This window comes from Streptomyces sp. Z26, assembly GCF_003665095.1.
In the GTDB taxonomy this organism is placed as follows: domain Bacteria; phylum Actinomycetota; class Actinomycetes; order Streptomycetales; family Streptomycetaceae; genus Streptomyces; species Streptomyces phytohabitans.
The window spans coordinates 1,394,272-1,409,247 of the sequence record NZ_RCHV01000002.1 but is presented as its reverse complement, the minus strand read 5'-3'; the positions used below and the strand labels follow the sequence as shown (position 1 = coordinate 1,409,247).

The window sequence follows — 14,976 nt, the reverse complement described above, 5'->3', positions numbered from 1 at the left end:
AGCGCCGTGCCGAGCTGGGGTGTTGCACATGACGGAACCATTCCGGTGAGCATCACGGAGGGTGAGTCGGAGGCGCGGGTGACGGCGCTCCGCACGCCCCGCCGACCACCACTCGCGCGCCCCTCAACCCCCGCGCGCGGAACGGCGGTAGACGAGCCGCCGCAGCACCGTCTCGGCGGGCCCCGGCAGCCCCGCCCGTTCGCACGCGTCGGCGGCCACGACGGTCACCAGCCACACCCCGCACGCGTACGCCGCCATCGTCGCGCTGGAGAGATGCCGCCCGAGCCCGAGACCCCAGGCGGCGAGCACCGGCGCGAACAGCAGCGAGTGCGCCAGGTAGCCCGACAGCGAGCGCTTGCCCAGCGCCGCCACCGCGCGCACCACCCGCCCCGGCCCGCCGGCCGCTCCCGCACCCGCCGCCCGCGCGTGCTCCGCCCGTACGGCCACCCGGTGCGCGAACAGCGCGAACAGCGCCACGTACCCGAGCCCCGCCCCCAGCCCCGTCGCCTCGTGCAGCGCGGGCAGCGCGCCGCCCTCCGCCATGGCGTCGGCGGGCACGTGCCACGCGCCGACGTGCCCCAGCGCCGACGGCAGCCCGCCCGACCAGCCCACGGCGACGCCCGCGACGGCCGTACGGCGGAGCAACGGCAGGTGCGCGGACGGCCGTTCCAGTACGCGGCGCCGTGCCGCCCAGCACCCCAGCAGCATCATGGCGTGCCCGCCGAAGCCCAGCAGGCCGCCGCCGAGCGTGACGAACGCCCAGGTCGCCATCCGCGTCCCGGCCGCGGCGAGCCGGTCGGGCTCGCCCGACGCGTACACCTCGGTCGTCGGCTCCGACGGCGCGTCGCCGGACCGGCCCAGCTCGCCGGCCAGCACCTCGACGAGGGCGGGCAGCGTGGAGGTGAGGAACAGCAGCGCCAGCGCCCCGCCCGCCGCGAGCAGCAGCACGCGGTCGCCACGGCGTACGAACAGCCAGCCCAGCAGCAGGCTCGCCACCCCGTAGCAGCCGGTGATGTCACCCGCCATCAGCAGGAACGCGTGCACCGACCCGAACGCGACCAGCCACAGACTGCGCCTGCGCAGCAGCGCGACCCCGGCGCGCGGGGAGGCGCCCGCCTCCGTCTGGCGCTGGTGGAGGCGCATCATGCCGTAGCCGAAGAGGAACGCGAACAGGGGGTACGTGCGCAGGTCCAGCGTCGCGATCATGGCGAACTGCACGGCCCGGTCCACCGCCGAACCGTCCACGGGCTGCCAGCCGGACGCGCCGTGCCGCGCGGCCCACAGGTGGAAGCCGGTGTTGGACAGGACGATCAGCAGCAGCATCGCGCCCCGCGCGAGGTCGGGCGCGAGGGCGCGCTCGCCGGGCCGTACGGGGCCGCGCGCGACCGTCGGTGACGCGGGTGAACGGGGCGCGGGAGTGGGGGAGTCGGGCATGTCCGGACCCTAGGTACGGCGCTCACCAGGGGATATCGGGCGCCGGTATCGACCGCGCTCCGCCGGAAGTCGAAGCCGGGCCCCCGCACTCCACCTTTCGTACCGCCCGCGCCCCGAAGGTCGCGGCGCTCCCACCCGGCCCGTCCCCGCCCGTCGCCTCCTCAGCCGTCCCGCCGGTCGCGGACCGGCAGGACCAGGCGGGCGGCCGTGCGCGGGTGGCGGACGACCTCCACCGGCTGCTGGTAGATCCGCGACAGCGCCTCCGCCGTGAACACCTCGTCCGGCGGCCCGTCCAGCGCCACGCGGCCACCGTCGAGGACCGCCGCCCGGTCCGCGTACGCCGCCGCCAGCCCCAGGTCGTGCAGGACCACCGCCACCGCCGTGCCCTCGGCGGCCCGCTCCCGGCACAGGCGCAGCACCAGTTCCTGGTGCCGCAGGTCGAGGGCGGCGGTCGGCTCGTCCAGCAGCAGTACGGGGGCGCGCTGCGCGAGGACGCGGGCGAGCGCGACGCGGGCGCGTTCGCCGCCGGAGAGGGAGGAGAACGGGCGCCCCGCGAACTCCCCGACCTCCGTGTCCGCCATGGCCTCCGCGACGGCCTCCGCGTCCTCGTCCTCCGCGTCCGTACCGGCCCACGGAGCCCGCCCCATCCGTACGACCTCCTCGACGGTGAACGGGAACGCCAGCTCCGCCGACTGCGGCAACACGGCGCGGCGCAGGGCCAGTTCGGGTGCGGGCCAGTCCAGGCAGCGGCGGTCGCCGAGGCGCGCCTCGCCCGCGTCGGGCGCGAGGTCACCGGCGAGGGCGGCCAGCAGGGTGGACTTGCCCGCGCCGTTCGGGCCGACGAGGGCGAGCAACTCGCCCGCCGCGAGGGACAGTTCGACACCGTGCAGCACCGTCCGGTCGCCGTGCCGCACGGTCAGCCCGTGCGCCGAGGCGACGGTGCTCCCCGCACGGGCCGCCACCGGCGGCTCCGGCGGCGCCGCGCCCTGCCGGGCCCAGGCGCGGACGGAGGGCAGCCACCGGGTACGGCGCGGGCGCGGGCCGCCCGTGCCCGTACCCGCGTCGGCGCCGGGCCCGTCGGGGGCGCCGTCGCGCACGGGGGGCCGCCCGCGCACCCGCTTCCCGTACGGCTGCCGCCCCCGCGCCCGCGGCCCGTGCGGGCCGTGCTGGTCCTGCCCCCGGTGTCCGTGGTGCCCCTGCTGTCCGTTCACGCCCAACCACCCTGCCGCCGCCGCGTCCTGCGCAGCAGCCAGAAGAAGAACGGCGAGCCGATCAGCGCCGTCAGTACGCCCAGCGGCAGTTCGGCGGGCGCCACGGCCGTACGGGCCGTGAGGTCCGCCGCCACCAGCACCACCGCGCCGCCGAGCGCGCTGCCCGGCACCAGGAAGCGGTGCCCCGGGCCCGCGGCCATCCGCAGCAGGTGCGGGACCAGCAGTCCGACGAACGTGATGACGCCCGCCACCGCCACGGCCGCCGCCGTGAGCAGCGCGACCACCAGCACGAGCGCGAGCCGCAACCGTTCGACGTCCACGCCGAGATGGCGCGCGGGCCGCTCGCCGAGCGCGAGCAGGTCCAGCCGCCGCGCGTACCGGGGTGCCAGCAGCAGCCCGATCAGCGCGCACGGCAGCACCGCGAGCACCTTCGGCCAGGTGGCCTGCGCGAGCGAGCCGAGCTGCCAGAACGTGATCTGGGTGAGCGCGGCGTTGTCCGCGAAGAAGAGGAAGAGGCCGATGAGGGCGCCCGCGAACGCGTTCACGGCGATGCCGGTGAGGATCAGCGTCACGACCTCCGTACGGCCGCCGGACCGCGACAGCACGTACACCACCAGCACCGTGGCCAGCCCCGAGGTGAACGCGCACGCCGCCACCGTCCAGTCCCCGAGGAACGACAGCCCCAGCGCGATCGACGCGACGGCGCCGACGGCCGCGCCCGACGAGATGCCGATGACGCCCGGCTCCGCGAGCGGGTTGCCGAACATGCCCTGCATGAGCGCGCCCGCGCAGCCCAACGACGCCCCGACGAGCGCGCCGAGGACGACGCGCGGGAGGCGTACGTCCCACAGGACGCTCTCCCCGACCCGGTCCAGCGGCGCCCCGCCGAGCCCGGCCCGGTGGAGGAGGGAGTCGAGCACGTCGGTGAGCGGGATCGCGTACGCGCCGCTGCCGACGGACACGAGCGTGAGCACGGCGAGCGCGACGACGAGCGCGACGGTCAGTACGGCCGCGGGGGTGCGGCGGGTACGGGGGAGGGACGGCGCCTTCGCGCGGGGCGGCAGCGCCTCGGGTACGGGTGCCGTGTCCCGTACGGCGTACACGTCGGGCGCGGCGGACCGCTCCGGTACGGTGCGCTGCTCCGGCACGGCGGGCCGCTCCGGGCCGGTCGACCGGTCCGGTTCACCCGCCGACTCCCGTTCACCCGCCGGGTCCGGCGCGTCCTCCCGGTCCCGTTCGTCCGCCCCGCCCCGCCCCGTGGGCCGGGCCGGGCCGTCCTGCCGCTCGCGCCCGGCGGGGGCGCGTGGTTCCGTCGTCACCGGGCACCCTCGTGGATCTGCCGCACCAGGGAGCGCAGCACCTCGTCCGTACGCGGACCGTAGCTCAGCAGCACGCCGTCGTCGACGCTCGCGACCCGCCGGTCCATGCCCGCCGGGGTCTGCGCGATGCCCGGGATCTCGACCAACCCGTCGACGCCGCCCACCGATTCGAGTCCCTTCGTCATCACCAGGATCACGTCGGGCGCCGCCTTCACCAGGGCCTCGCTGGTGAGGGCCGTGAAGTCCTTGCGCAGCCCGGACTCCGCGCCCGCGTCGACGCCGCCCGCGGCCTCGATGAGCGAGCCCGCGCCCGACTCGGCGCCGCCGAGAAGGTACACGGAGGCGGTCCCGCGCAGGTACAGGAACGCGACGCGCGGCCGGTCACCCTTCCCACCGCCGCCCTTCCCGTCGCTCCCCTTCCCGCCACCCCCGCCGTCGGGGACGTCCGCGCGGACCTTCGCGATCCGCCGTTCGCTGCGCTCGCGCAGCGCGTCGCCCGCGTCGGGCACGCCGAGGGCGGTCGCGACCCGGTCGATGCGGGAGCCGACGTCGTCCAGCTCCCGCGCCGTGTCGGTCACGACGACGGGCACGCCAGCGTCCCGTATCTGGCGTACGGCCTCGGCGGGGCCGGTGGTCGTCTCGGCCAGTACGAGCGTCGGCTTGAGCGCGAGGACGCCCTCGGCGGAGACGTCGTGGCCGCGCGTCACCAGCGGGAGGTCGGCGGCCTGTTCGAAGGTGGCGGAGACGTCGCGGGCCACCACCCGTTCCCCCAGGCCGAGGGAGAAGACGATCTCGGAGAGGGAGCCGGAGAGCGGTACGACGCGGGCGGCGCTCCGTACGGTCACCTTCCCGCCGCCGTCCCCCGCGCCGTCCGCCTCGCCCTCGTCCGGGGCGACCGTCGCCGGGAGCCGGGGTGCGGGCGCCGGGCCCGCCAGCGGCTCGATCCGGTCGGGTGCGGCGGACGCCTTCGCGCGGGCGGGCTCGCCGTCCGCGTCCCCGCCGTCCGTGCCGCCGCATCCGGCGAGTACGAGGACGGAGGCGAGCAGGGCGGCCAACGCGCCCGTGGCTCGGGGAGGTTGACGCACGGCGCACTGCCTTCCGGGGGTGAGGGGTTCCAGACGGGGTCGGAGTTAGCTTAGGTTAGCCTTACCTTCATTGCCAGTCCCGGTCTGCCCGAGGAGATCCGTCGTGCCCGCGTCCAGAACCCTCCGTGCGCTCGCCGCCGTACTGCCGTTGGCGGCGCTCGCCGCCGTGCTGCTCCCGGCCGACGACGCCCGGGCGGCGGACCGTACGGTAGCGGGCGGGCGGCTCGACTGGGGCGTCAAGGCGTCCTTCCAGCAGTACGTCACCGGCCCGATCGCCGAGGGCGGTTGGGAGCTGAGCGGGGGCGCGGGGACCGTCGGCGAGAGCCAGTTCCGCTTCCACTCCGCCACCGGCGCGTACGACCCCGGGGACGGCACGTTCCGGGCGGGCTTCCGCGGCGGCGTGCGCTTCACCGGGCACCCGACGGCGGACGGCGGGCACGAGCTGGACCTGACGATCAGCAACCCCACCGTCCGTGTCTCCGGCGGCGGTTCGGGTGCGCTCCACGCCGACCTGCGCAGCAAGGCGAAGGGCTCCGGGAAGGTGACCGTCAGCAGCCAGGTGCCGCTCGCGTCCCTCGACCTGTCCGGCGTGGAGATGCGCGGCGGCGGCTCGCCGGTCGCGCTCACGGGCGTACCCGCGACGCTCACCGCCGAGGGCGCGAAGTCGTTCGCGGGCTACTACCCGGCGGGCACCCCGCTCGACCCGGTCAGCCTGTCCGTCGACGTACGGGCCGGGGGTGGCGGCGGTGACGACGGCGGCGACGGGGGCGAGGGCGGTGACCGCGACGCGTCCTCCGCGCCGCCCCGACAGGCCGCCGTACGCGGGGAGTTCGCTGACGCGGCCGTCGACTGGGGCGTACGGCGCACCTTCCGCGAGTACGTCACCGGGCCCGTCGCCAAGGGCCGCTGGCAGCTGTCGGGCGGGGCGCGCGACGGCGGCGCCGTCTACCGCTTCCCCTCCGGCGAGGGCCGCTACGACCTGGCCAAGGGCGAACTCGACGCGGAGTTCGACGGCACCGTCCGCTTCACCGGCGAGCACCTCGACACGGCGCTCGACGGCGTGTCCGTACGGGTGCGGGACGGGCGCGGCACGCTCTCCGCGGACGGTACGCCGCTGGTGACCTTCCCGGTGAAGGCGCTGACGGCGGGCGGTGACGCCGCTCGCGACATGGCGGACGGCCTGCTGCGCGTCACCGAGGCACCGGCCGAACTGACCGCCGAGGGCGCCGAGTTCTTCGGCGGCGTCTACCGGAAGGGCACCGGCATGGCGCCCGTGTCCCTCGCGGTCGCGCTCACCCGGGACGCCGAACTGCCCGCCCTGCCCGACCTCGGCAGCGACGCCGCCACGGCACCGTCCGCCGCGCCCACCGCGTCCGCGTCGGCCCGTACGGACGAGGCAACGGACGCCGACTCCGGCTCCTCCGCGTCCTCCACGGCGCTGCCGGTGGGGCTCGCGGCGGGCTCGCTGGCGCTGCTCGGCGGCGCGTTCTGGTACCGGCGCGCCCGGTCCGCCGCCGCCCCGGCGCCCGCACCCCCTGCCGACCCCGCCGACCCCGCCGACCTTCCCGACCGCGCCGTGGCCGCCGACCCGGCGGGCGCGTCGCCCGGCACACCCGACCCGACCCGTACGGCCGACCCGGCCGCCGACTCCGAGGAGCATCAGCCCGAATGACCCCCAACGGCCTCACCAGACCCGGCACGGCGCTCGCCGCGGCCACCGCCACCGTCCTCGCCGCGACCGCGTTCCTCACCCTGCCCGCGACCGCCGCCGACGGCGCGGCCCGCGACCGTACGGGCGAGCGGGCGCCCGCCGCGATCGACCTGACCGACGGCACCCTGGACTGGGGGGTCAAGAAGTCGTTCCGGGACTACGTCACGGGCCCGATCGGCGGCGGCGAGATCACCGTCGGAGACGGCGCAGCGTTGAACGCCGACGGCACCTTCCGCTTCACCGACGGCACCGGCTCGTACGACCAGGGCAGCCACGGCGTGGACGTCGCGTTCCAGGGCAGCGTCCACTTCGCCGCGCACGGCGGGCAGTTGGACCTGACCTTCGCGGACCTGAAGGTGACCTCGGACGACGGGGTGGCGGGCGCGATCACGGCGGACGTCAGCTCCGGCGGCACCACGCGCGACGACGTCGAGGTGGCCTCGCTGGACCTCGGCGCCGTCGAGCCCGGGCACGGCGACGGTGGCGGGATGACCTTCGCGGACGTGCCCGCGACGCTGACCGCCGAGGGCGCGGAGGCGTTCAACGGGTTCTACGAGGGGGGCGAAGCCCTCGACTCCGCCACCCTCGCCGTGACCCCGGCGGCGGGCGGCACCCAGCCCGGCGGCACGGGGGGCACGGGCGGCGGCGGTACCGGAGGCGACAGCGGGAACGGCGCGAACGGCTCCGGCACCAACGGCACTTCGGGCACGGGCACCACCGGAACGTCCGGCACCACGGGCACCACGGGCACCACCGGCACGTCCGGCGGGGACTCCGGTACGGGCTCCGCCGACCCCGCGTCCGGCCCCGGCACCGGCTCCGGCGAGCCCGCCGCCGACGGCACGGTCGTCGACGGCACCCTCGACTGGGGCGTGAAGAAGTCCTTCCGCTCGTACGTCACCGGCCCCATCGGCGGCGGGAGGATCGACCTGTCGGGCGGCGCGCGCGACAACGGCGACGGCTACCGCTTCGCGGGCGGCAGCGGCGACCTCGACACCGAAGCGGCCACGCTCGGCGCCGACTTCGACGGGGCGGTCCGCTTCCTCGCGCACAAGGAGGACGACGCGTACGCCCTCGACCTGAAGTTCTCCGCGCTGCGCGTGGAGAACGACGGCACGAAGGGCTCGCTGGTCGCCGACGTGTCGTCGAAGGACCGTACGACGGGTGAGGTCAGCGAGTACGACGCCGTGGCGGTCGCCGCGCTCGAGGTCCCCGAGGGTGCCCTGACGCCGGAGAAGGACGTCGTCACGCTCTCGAAGCTGCCCGCGTCGCTGACGAAGGAGGGCGTCGAGGCGTTCGGCGGCTTCTACCAGGAGGGCGACGCCCTCGACCCGGTCACCGTCTCCGTCGCCCTGGACGAGGGCGCGCGGCTGCCGGGCGCGGGCTCCGGCGGTCCCGGCGGCTCGTCGGACGCGTCCGACGGCGGTACGGGCGCCACCGGCGGTTCGTCCGGCCCGGCGGGCACGGTGGGCGGCACCGACCTGGGCAGCCTCGCGTCCACCGGCTCCGGCACCCCGGTCGCCGGTCTGCTGGGCGCCGCGGGCGCCCTGGCCCTGACCGGCGCGGCGGCGGCCTACGCCACCCGCCGCCGCGTCGCGCGGAGTTGACGCGAGTCGACCCCGCACCACCGCGGCCGTGTCCCCGACCCCCTCCGGGCGGGGACACGGCCGCGGCCCGTGGCGCGTACGGCACGCGTGCGCGTACCGCCACAGCGCTGCGCGCACGCGTACGGGCGCGCCCCGGGGGACGCGCCCGTAGGGCCGTACGCCGTGCTCACGCGCTGAGCGGGAACTCCTCGCCCAACTCCCGGAACACCGCCGTGTTCAGCGCGAACGCCCGCTTGCACTCCTCCACGACCCGCTGCTTCTCCAGGTCGTCCAGGGGCAGCGCGTCGAGCAGCTCCCGGTAGGCGCGCTTGAACGCCGCCGGGTTGCCGATGTCCTCGAAGACGTAGAACCGCACGCCGTCGCCCTTGCGCGCGAACCCCCAGGTCCGTTCCGCCGTGCCGCGGATGATCTGGCCGCCGGAGAGGTCGCCCAGGTAGCGGGTGTAGTGGTGCGCCACGTATCCGCCGGGCCAGCCGTCGGCCAGCTCGGCTATCCGCGCGGCGTACGCCTCGGTGGCGGGCAACGGCCGTACGCGCGCCCGCCAGTCCGCGCCGTCGTGCAGGTGGTCCAGGTCCCGCCGCAGCGCCGCCAGCCGGAACAGCCCCGGCTGGACGAACGGCCCGGCGACCGGGTCCGCCCGCAGGTCCTCGGCGGCGGACTCCAACGCCTCGTAGACGAACCACAGTTGCTCGGTGTAGCGGCGGTAGGCCGCCACGCCGAGCCGTCCCCCGAGCAGGTCGCCCATGAAGGCGGAGGTCTCCGCCTCCTCGTGCTGCTGCCGCGACGCGGTGCGGATGAGCGTGGAGAACGCCGACGCCCCGGCGGGTGCTTCGCGTGGCGCGTCGGACGGAGCGGTGGCGTCGGACGGGGCGTGGGACCTGGCATCGGGCGTGACATCGGACGCGGCCATCGCGGGGCCTCCGTGGGTGCCGAAGCGGAAAGGGGAGTCGGGCACGCCGTACGAGCGGAACGGCGCACCGCCGATCCTCCTACTTAGGTTTACCTAAGTCAACGCCTTCCCGACGCCCCGTCGGCAACCCTGCCGGCCACCACGCCGGCAACTCCGGCCCCGCGCACCGCACTCCGCGCGGCGCCCGCCCAACGGCCCCCGGCTCACGGCAGGGTGAGGATCTCCGCCCCCGACTCCGTGACCACGAGCGTGTGCTCGAACTGCGCCGTGCGCCTGCGGTCCTTGGTGACGACCGTCCAGCCGTCCTCCCACATGTCCCACTCGTACGTGCCCAGCGTCAGCATCGGCTCGATGGTGAACGTCATGCCGGGCCGCATCACGGTGGTGGCCCGCTCGTCGTCGTAGTGCGGGATGATCAGCCCGGAGTGGAACGACGAGTTGACGCCGTGCCCGGTGAAGTCCCGTACGACGCCGTAGCCGAAGCGCTTGGCGTACGACTCGATGACCCGCCCGATCACGTTCACCTGCCGCCCCGGGCGCACCGCCTTGATCGCGCGGTTCAGCGACTCCCGGGTGCGCTCGACGAGCAGCCGCGACTCCTCGTCGACGTCGCCGCACAGGTACGTGGCGTTGTTGTCGCCGTGGACGCCGCCGATGAAGGCGGTCACGTCGAGGTTCACGATGTCGCCGTCGCGCAGCACGGTGGAGTCGGGGATGCCGTGGCAGATCACCTCGTTGACCGAGCTGCACAGGGACTTGGGGAAACCGCGGTAGCCGAGGGTCGAGGGGTACGCGCCGTGGTCGCACATGTACGTGTGCGCGATCGCGTCCAGCTCGTCCGTCGTCACGCCGGGCGCGATGTGCCGGGCGGCCTCCTCCATGGCCCGCGCCGCGATACGGCCCGCCACGCGCATCCGCTCGATCGTTTCGTCGTCCTGCACCTCGGGCCCGGTGTACGGGGTGGGCGCGGGCTTGCCGACGTACTCGGGGCGGGCGATCGAGGAGGGGACGTCACGCTGCGGGGAGAGCGTGCCGGGGACGAGAAGAGACTGGCCAGACATGCCGCGAGTGTAGCTGTGGTCACCGGAGCGGCCCTGCGGGAGCATGAGGGCATGGCACTCTTCAAGCGCAAGACACCGGGCAGACCGGGTGAGTGGTTCTACTGCCTGGAGCACCAGACGGTCGAGGAGGGCCCGGACTGTCCGGGCAAGGACCGCTTCGGTCCGTACGCGAGCCGCGAGGAGGCCGCGCACGCGATGGAGTCGGCCCGCGAGCGGAACCTGAAGTGGGAGAACGACCCCCGCTGGAACGACGCGCCGCCCGCCGCCGACGCGGACGCCGACGAGGAGGAGCGGCGCTGACGCCGTGAGCCCGCCCCGGCACCGGGGCGGGGCGCCGTACCGCACGCCCCGCCCCGTCAGGCCGGGGCGGCCGTCTCCTCGGCCGTCCCGGCGCCCGTGCCCCCGGCCTTCGCCGCCGCGGCCCGGCGCTGCTCCGCGACCGCCCGCGCGTGCGGGTCCGTACGGGCGTCGTACGACATCAGCTTCGGCAGCGCCACCGCCAGCAGCCCCGCCGCCGCGACGCACGCGAGCCCGCCGCTCCACACCGACGTCCGTACGGACGTCAGCGCCGCGACACCGCCCGAGCGCACCTGCCCGAGCTGCGGGCCCAGCGAGTACGACAGCAGCTCGATCCCGGCGAGGCGCCCGCGCAGCTCGTCGGGCACGGACTGGTTCCACATCGTCGTACGGAAGATGCCGCTCACCATGTCGAAGCAGCCCGACACGGTCAGGAACAGCAGCACCAGCCAGATGTCGTCCATCGCCCCCGCCAGCGCCATCGACGCGCCCCAGCCCACCGCCGCGAGCGCGACCATCCGGCCGTGCCGGTGCACGCGCCGGGTCCAGCCGCTGGTCGCGCTCACCAGCATGGAGCCGAAGGGCAGCGTCGCGTACATCAGGCCGAGCGCCCACTCGGCGTCCAGCCGTTCCGCGAGGAACGGGAACAGCGCGAGCGGGAAGGCGAACAGCATGGCCGCCAGGTCGATCGCGTACGTGCCCAGCAGGTCCTTCCGGCCCCACGCGTAACGGGCGCCCGCCAGGATGCCGCTCAGCGACGGCTTCTCCGCGTCGTGCGCGGCGGGCGACGGGCGCAGGCCCCACGCCAGCGAGACGGACACCACGAAGGTGAACGCGTCGAGCGCGTACGCCACTTCGAGCCCGGCGTACGCGATCAGCAGCCCGGCCAGCGCCGGGCCGACGACGCCGCCGATCTGCCAGCGCAGGGCGTTCAGCGCGGCGGCGGCGCTCAGCTGGTCGTGGGCGACGATGCGCGGCACGATCGCGTCGAGCGCGGGCTGCTGGATTCCGGCGAGCGCGCTGGTCAGGGCGCCGGCCGCGTACAGCGGCCAGACCATGGGCGACGGCAGCAGGGTGTTGACGAGCAGGCCCAGCGCGGAGAAGCCGAGCGCGATCTCGCTCCAGAGGATCAGCTTCCGCTTGTCCACGGCGTCGGCGAGCGCCCCGCCGTACAGCCCGAAGACGACCAGCGGCACCAACTGCACGGCGCCGAGCGCGCCGACCGCGACCGGCGACCCCGTCAACTCCTTGAGCTGGAAGGGCAGGGCGACGAACGTCAGGAAACTGCCGAACACGGTGACGGCACCGGCGCACCACATGAGACGGAAGTCCCGGGAGGCGTGCCAGGGGGAGAGGTCGGGCAGCAACGCCCTCAGCTTGGGGGACACAAGGGGTCATCGTCCCCGTGCCGTTCGCGGGCGGCAACGGGATTTCGGCGCGCGCCGTACGCGCCCCGCGCCCCCGCCCCGCCGGGTGTCACCAGCGCGCCGGGGGCGGCGCCGTCAGACCGTCCGCCAGCCGCGACAGCCGGTCGCGGAGGCCGCGCCCGCGCTTCGCGGGGCCGCCCGCCCCGGCGTTCGTCCCGTACGGCCCCGCCGACTCCTCCCCGGCCGCCGCGCACACCAGGTGCTGGAGGGTGTCCAGGTCCAGCGCGTCCGGGTCGGCGCTCAGCGCGTCGTGCGCGAGCCCCCGCAACTCGACCGCGCCGCCCCCGCCCGTACCGCGCGTGCCCGCGCCCCCGCCCGTACGGTCCCCGCCGCCGTCCAGGGCGAGCACCGTCGCCCCCGCGCGGCGCGCGTCGTGGACGCGTTCCAGCAGCCCCTCGCCCGGCGGTTCCGCCGCCACCACGAGCAGCGTCTCGCCCCGCCCCGCCGCCGCCACGCGGCCCAGCCCGACGGACAGGTGCGCGGGCGCGGACTCCGGCACCCGGTGCCGTACGAGCGTGGGCGACAGCTCCGGCAGCCCCGACCAGGCGGCCTCGTCGTCGAGGTGCGCGGCCAGGTGCCACGGCTCGTGCCGCTCGCTCCCGACGAGCAGCAGCCCGCCGCGTCCGCGCGGCGCCACGGACGTGCGCAGCGACGCGGCGAAGCGGCGCGTGGACTCCGACCACTCCGTTCCGGCGAGGACCTCGCGCAGCAGGGCGACCCGTAAGGCATCCATGGCGCGCATGATGCCGGACGGTACGGGTGCGGCGCGGCGGTTCCGCCGGAACGGTCCGGGGTGCCCGTGACGACGTTCACTACCGGCCGGTAGGGCGGGGTCCGGAACGGGCTGGCAGGATCTTCGTATGACGTCTCCCGCTGACCCCGCCCCGTCCGCCGCCACCTCCGCCACCTCCGCCGATCCCGCCGCCGGGTCGAAGCCCGCGCCGCGCAAGGACCCCTGGGACCTGCCCGACGTCTCCGCGCTGACCGTCGGCGTCCTCGGCGGCACCGGCGACCAGGGCCGCGGCCTCGCCTACCGCCTGGCCAGGGCCGGTCAGCGCGTGGTCATCGGCTCGCGCGCCGCCGAACGCGCCGAGCAGGCCGCCGCCGAACTCGGCGCGGGCGTCGAGGGCGCCGACAACGCCGAGTGCGCGCGCCGTTCCGACGTGGTCATCGTGGCGGTGCCCTGGGACGGGCACGCCAAGACGCTGGAGGCGCTGCGCGACGACCTGGCGGGCAAGCTCGTCGTGGACTGCGTGAACCCGCTCGGCTTCGACAAGAAGGGTGCCTACGCGCTGAAGCCCGAGGAGGGCAGCGCCGCCGAGCAGGCCGCCGCGCTCCTGCCGGACTCCCGCGTGACGGCCGCGTTCCACCACCTGTCGGCCGTGCTGCTCGCGGACCCCGCCGTCGAGGAGATCGAGACGGACGTCATGGTGCTGGGCGAGGTACGGGACGACGTCGAGATCGTGCAGGCCCTCGCGGGCCGCATCCCCGGTATGCGCGGCGTCTACGCCGGGCGGCTGCGCAACGCGCACCAGGTCGAGTCGCTGGTCGCCAACCTCATCTCGGTGAACCGTCGTTACCGCGCGCACGCGGGCGTCCGCCTCACCGACGTCTGAGCCGCGCGGGGTCGGCGCGTGGCCGCCCGGGGCCGCGCACGGGGGCGGGCCACCGGGGCGGGCGGGCGAGGGGCGACAATGGCAGCCGTACGCCCACCTCCGTACGCCCGCCCCCGCCCGCACCGCCGACCTGGAGTCCGCACCGATGACCGCCCCGGCCCCCGACCCCGCCGCCCGACCCGCCGCCGCGCCGACCCCGTCCCCGGCGCGTTCCCGGCTGCCGCGCGTGCCGCGCGGGATCGCGCTCTACAGCACGGTCCTCTGCCTGCTGGCGACGGTCGCGGCGGTCGTCGCGTTCACGCGCGGCAGCTGGCTCGGCGTCGTGTGGGTGCTGCTCGCCGGGCTGACGTCCAACATGGCGTGGTACTACGCCCGTCGGGACCGCATCATCGCCGCCGAGAACGCCGCCGGTCCGGCCGCTCAGGGCTGATCGGGCCCACGTACTACGGCTGGCCCACGTACAGCGGGTCGGGCTCGCCCGACCAGAAGCGGAAGAACTCCAGCCCGAAGTACGTCTCCGCCTCCGAGACGCCCAGCGACCGCAGCACCGCGTCGATGCCGTCCCAGAACACCCCGTTGACCTCGGGGATCCACAGGCAGCCGAAGACGATCAGCAGCCCGTACGGCGCGAACGGCTCCGCCTGGCCGCGCGCGCGGGGCGACAGCCACGGCTCCAGTACGCCGTAGCCGTCGAGGCCGGGCACCGGCAGGGAGTTGAGGAGCGCGGCCGTCACCTGGAGCAGCGCCAGGAAGGCCAGCGCGCAGCGGAACGGCACCGGCACCCCGTCCACGGCGTCCAGCCACCACGGGGCGGTGAGGACGAGGGCGAACAGCATGTTCGTCAGCGGGCCCGCGGCGGAGATCAGGCTGTGCCGCCACCGGCCGCGTACCCGACCGCGTTCGATGAAGACGGCGCCGCCCGGCAGCCCGATGCCGCCCATGATCACGAAGATCACCGGCAGGACGACGGACAGCAGCGCGTGGGTGTACTTCAGGGGGTTGAGCGTCAGGTAGCCCTTGGCGCCGACCGACACGTCACCGCCGTGCAGCGCCGTACGGGCGTGCGCGTACTCGTGCAGGCAGAGCGAGACGATCCAGCCCGACACCACGAACACGAACACCGCGAGCCCCGTCAGCGACGCGGGCTCGGACCAGACCAGCCATCCGGACAGCCCCATGACGGCGACCAGGCCGAGGAAGACGGGGCTGGGCCGACGGTGGTCACGGTGTACGGACGCGGCGCTGGTCATGGCGTCAGACCGTACCGGTCGCGGGGCGCGGCCCGCACGGGTGCGGCA

General features: G+C 75.7%; 14 protein-coding genes. 5 read left to right on the top strand and 9 right to left on the bottom strand.

Annotated features, from left to right (window positions below; all coding sequences use genetic code 11):
• Positions 1-123 precede the first annotated feature (123 nt).
• The 4 genes from D7M15_RS06185 to D7M15_RS06170 form a co-directional block, all read right to left on the bottom strand.
• Positions 124-1,434, bottom strand: coding sequence for a DUF418 domain-containing protein (locus D7M15_RS06185; RefSeq protein ID WP_206337325.1), 1,311 nt, complete (start codon positions 1,432-1,434; stop codon positions 124-126).
• Positions 1,435-1,595: 161 nt separating this feature from the next.
• Positions 1,596-2,396: a heme ABC transporter ATP-binding protein gene (locus tag D7M15_RS06180; protein ID WP_240649587.1), complete on the bottom strand. Its 801-nt coding sequence runs from the start codon at positions 2,394-2,396 to the stop codon at positions 1,596-1,598.
• A 245-nt stretch (positions 2,397-2,641) separates the two neighbouring features.
• The gene (locus tag D7M15_RS06175; protein ID WP_240649586.1) at positions 2,642-3,709 is read right to left on the bottom strand and encodes an iron ABC transporter permease; all 1,068 of its coding nucleotides are present in this window, start codon (positions 3,707-3,709) and stop codon (positions 2,642-2,644) included.
• A gap of 251 nt (positions 3,710-3,960) precedes the next feature.
• Positions 3,961-5,049, bottom strand: coding sequence for an ABC transporter substrate-binding protein (locus D7M15_RS06170; RefSeq protein ID WP_121516568.1), 1,089 nt, complete (start codon positions 5,047-5,049; stop codon positions 3,961-3,963).
• 103 nt (positions 5,050-5,152) lie between these two features.
• On the opposite strand from D7M15_RS06170, the gene D7M15_RS06165 reads away from it, so the two are divergent.
• Positions 5,153-6,721 (top strand): HtaA domain-containing protein, encoded by a 1,569-nt coding sequence (locus D7M15_RS06165; protein ID WP_121516567.1) that lies wholly within the window; start codon positions 5,153-5,155, stop codon positions 6,719-6,721.
• A complete protein-coding gene (locus tag D7M15_RS06160) occupies positions 6,718-8,367 on the top strand; it encodes an HtaA domain-containing protein (protein WP_121516566.1) in 1,650 nt (549 codons plus the stop codon). Before D7M15_RS06165 ends, D7M15_RS06160 begins: the two co-directional genes overlap by 4 nt.
• A gap of 166 nt (positions 8,368-8,533) precedes the next feature.
• Here D7M15_RS06160 and D7M15_RS06155 read toward each other — a convergent pair whose 3' ends face one another.
• Together D7M15_RS06155 and map are read right to left on the bottom strand one after the other, a co-directional pair.
• On the bottom strand, positions 8,534-9,277 hold the full coding sequence (locus tag D7M15_RS06155) for a biliverdin-producing heme oxygenase (RefSeq protein ID WP_121516565.1): 744 nt from the start codon (positions 9,275-9,277) through the stop codon (positions 8,534-8,536).
• Positions 9,278-9,480: 203 nt separating this feature from the next.
• Entirely contained in the window at positions 9,481-10,338 is an 858-nt protein-coding gene (gene map / locus D7M15_RS06150) for a type I methionyl aminopeptidase (protein WP_121520301.1), read from the bottom strand.
• 51 nt (positions 10,339-10,389) lie between these two features.
• Here map and D7M15_RS06145 point away from each other — a divergent pair, with 51 nt between their 5' ends.
• Positions 10,390-10,638: a hypothetical protein gene (locus tag D7M15_RS06145; protein ID WP_121520299.1), complete on the top strand. Its 249-nt coding sequence runs from the start codon at positions 10,390-10,392 to the stop codon at positions 10,636-10,638.
• A 56-nt stretch (positions 10,639-10,694) separates the two neighbouring features.
• Here the strand turns inward: D7M15_RS06145 and D7M15_RS06140 are convergent, their stop codons facing one another.
• Positions 10,695-12,023 carry an MFS transporter gene (locus D7M15_RS06140; RefSeq protein WP_240649153.1) on the bottom strand — a complete coding sequence of 443 codons (1,329 nt, stop codon included), beginning with the start codon at positions 12,021-12,023 and terminating at the stop codon, positions 10,695-10,697.
• An 88-nt stretch (positions 12,024-12,111) separates the two neighbouring features.
• On the bottom strand, positions 12,112-12,795 hold the full coding sequence (locus D7M15_RS06135) for a hypothetical protein (RefSeq protein WP_121520295.1): 684 nt from the start codon (positions 12,793-12,795) through the stop codon (positions 12,112-12,114).
• Positions 12,796-12,922: 127 nt separating this feature from the next.
• Between D7M15_RS06135 and npdG the strand changes: the two genes are divergently transcribed.
• Positions 12,923-13,678 carry an NADPH-dependent F420 reductase gene (gene npdG / locus D7M15_RS06130; RefSeq protein ID WP_121516564.1) on the top strand — a complete coding sequence of 252 codons (756 nt, stop codon included), beginning with the start codon at positions 12,923-12,925 and terminating at the stop codon, positions 13,676-13,678.
• 145 nt (positions 13,679-13,823) lie between these two features.
• Positions 13,824-14,108, top strand: coding sequence for a hypothetical protein (locus D7M15_RS06125; RefSeq protein ID WP_240649152.1), 285 nt, complete (start codon positions 13,824-13,826; stop codon positions 14,106-14,108).
• Between the two features lie 13 nt (positions 14,109-14,121).
• Here the strand turns inward: D7M15_RS06125 and D7M15_RS06120 are convergent, their stop codons facing one another.
• Positions 14,122-14,928, bottom strand: coding sequence for a site-2 protease family protein (locus D7M15_RS06120; RefSeq protein WP_121516563.1), 807 nt, complete (start codon positions 14,926-14,928; stop codon positions 14,122-14,124).
• Positions 14,929-14,976: the final 48 nt, after the last annotated feature.

What these genes read in the sequence shown, in the direction of transcription:
- D7M15_RS06155 (WP_121516565.1), bottom strand. Translation starts at nt 9,277, where the DNA reads ATGGCCGCGTCCGATGTCACGCCCGATGCCAGGTCCCACGCCCCGTCC.
- D7M15_RS06185 (WP_206337325.1), bottom strand. Translation starts at nt 1,434, where the DNA reads ATGCCCGACTCCCCCACTCCCGCGCCCCGTTCACCCGCGTCACCGACG.
- D7M15_RS06125 (WP_240649152.1), top strand. Translation starts at nt 13,824, where the DNA reads ATGACCGCCCCGGCCCCCGACCCCGCCGCCCGACCCGCCGCCGCGCCG.
- map (WP_121520301.1), bottom strand. Translation starts at nt 10,338, where the DNA reads ATGTCTGGCCAGTCTCTTCTCGTCCCCGGCACGCTCTCCCCGCAGCGT.
- D7M15_RS06120 (WP_121516563.1), bottom strand. Translation starts at nt 14,928, where the DNA reads ATGACCAGCGCCGCGTCCGTACACCGTGACCACCGTCGGCCCAGCCCC.
- D7M15_RS06160 (WP_121516566.1), top strand. Translation starts at nt 6,718, where the DNA reads ATGACCCCCAACGGCCTCACCAGACCCGGCACGGCGCTCGCCGCGGCC.
- npdG (WP_121516564.1), top strand. Translation starts at nt 12,923, where the DNA reads ATGACGTCTCCCGCTGACCCCGCCCCGTCCGCCGCCACCTCCGCCACC.
- D7M15_RS06145 (WP_121520299.1), top strand. Translation starts at nt 10,390, where the DNA reads ATGGCACTCTTCAAGCGCAAGACACCGGGCAGACCGGGTGAGTGGTTC.
- D7M15_RS06135 (WP_121520295.1), bottom strand. Translation starts at nt 12,795, where the DNA reads ATGGATGCCTTACGGGTCGCCCTGCTGCGCGAGGTCCTCGCCGGAACG.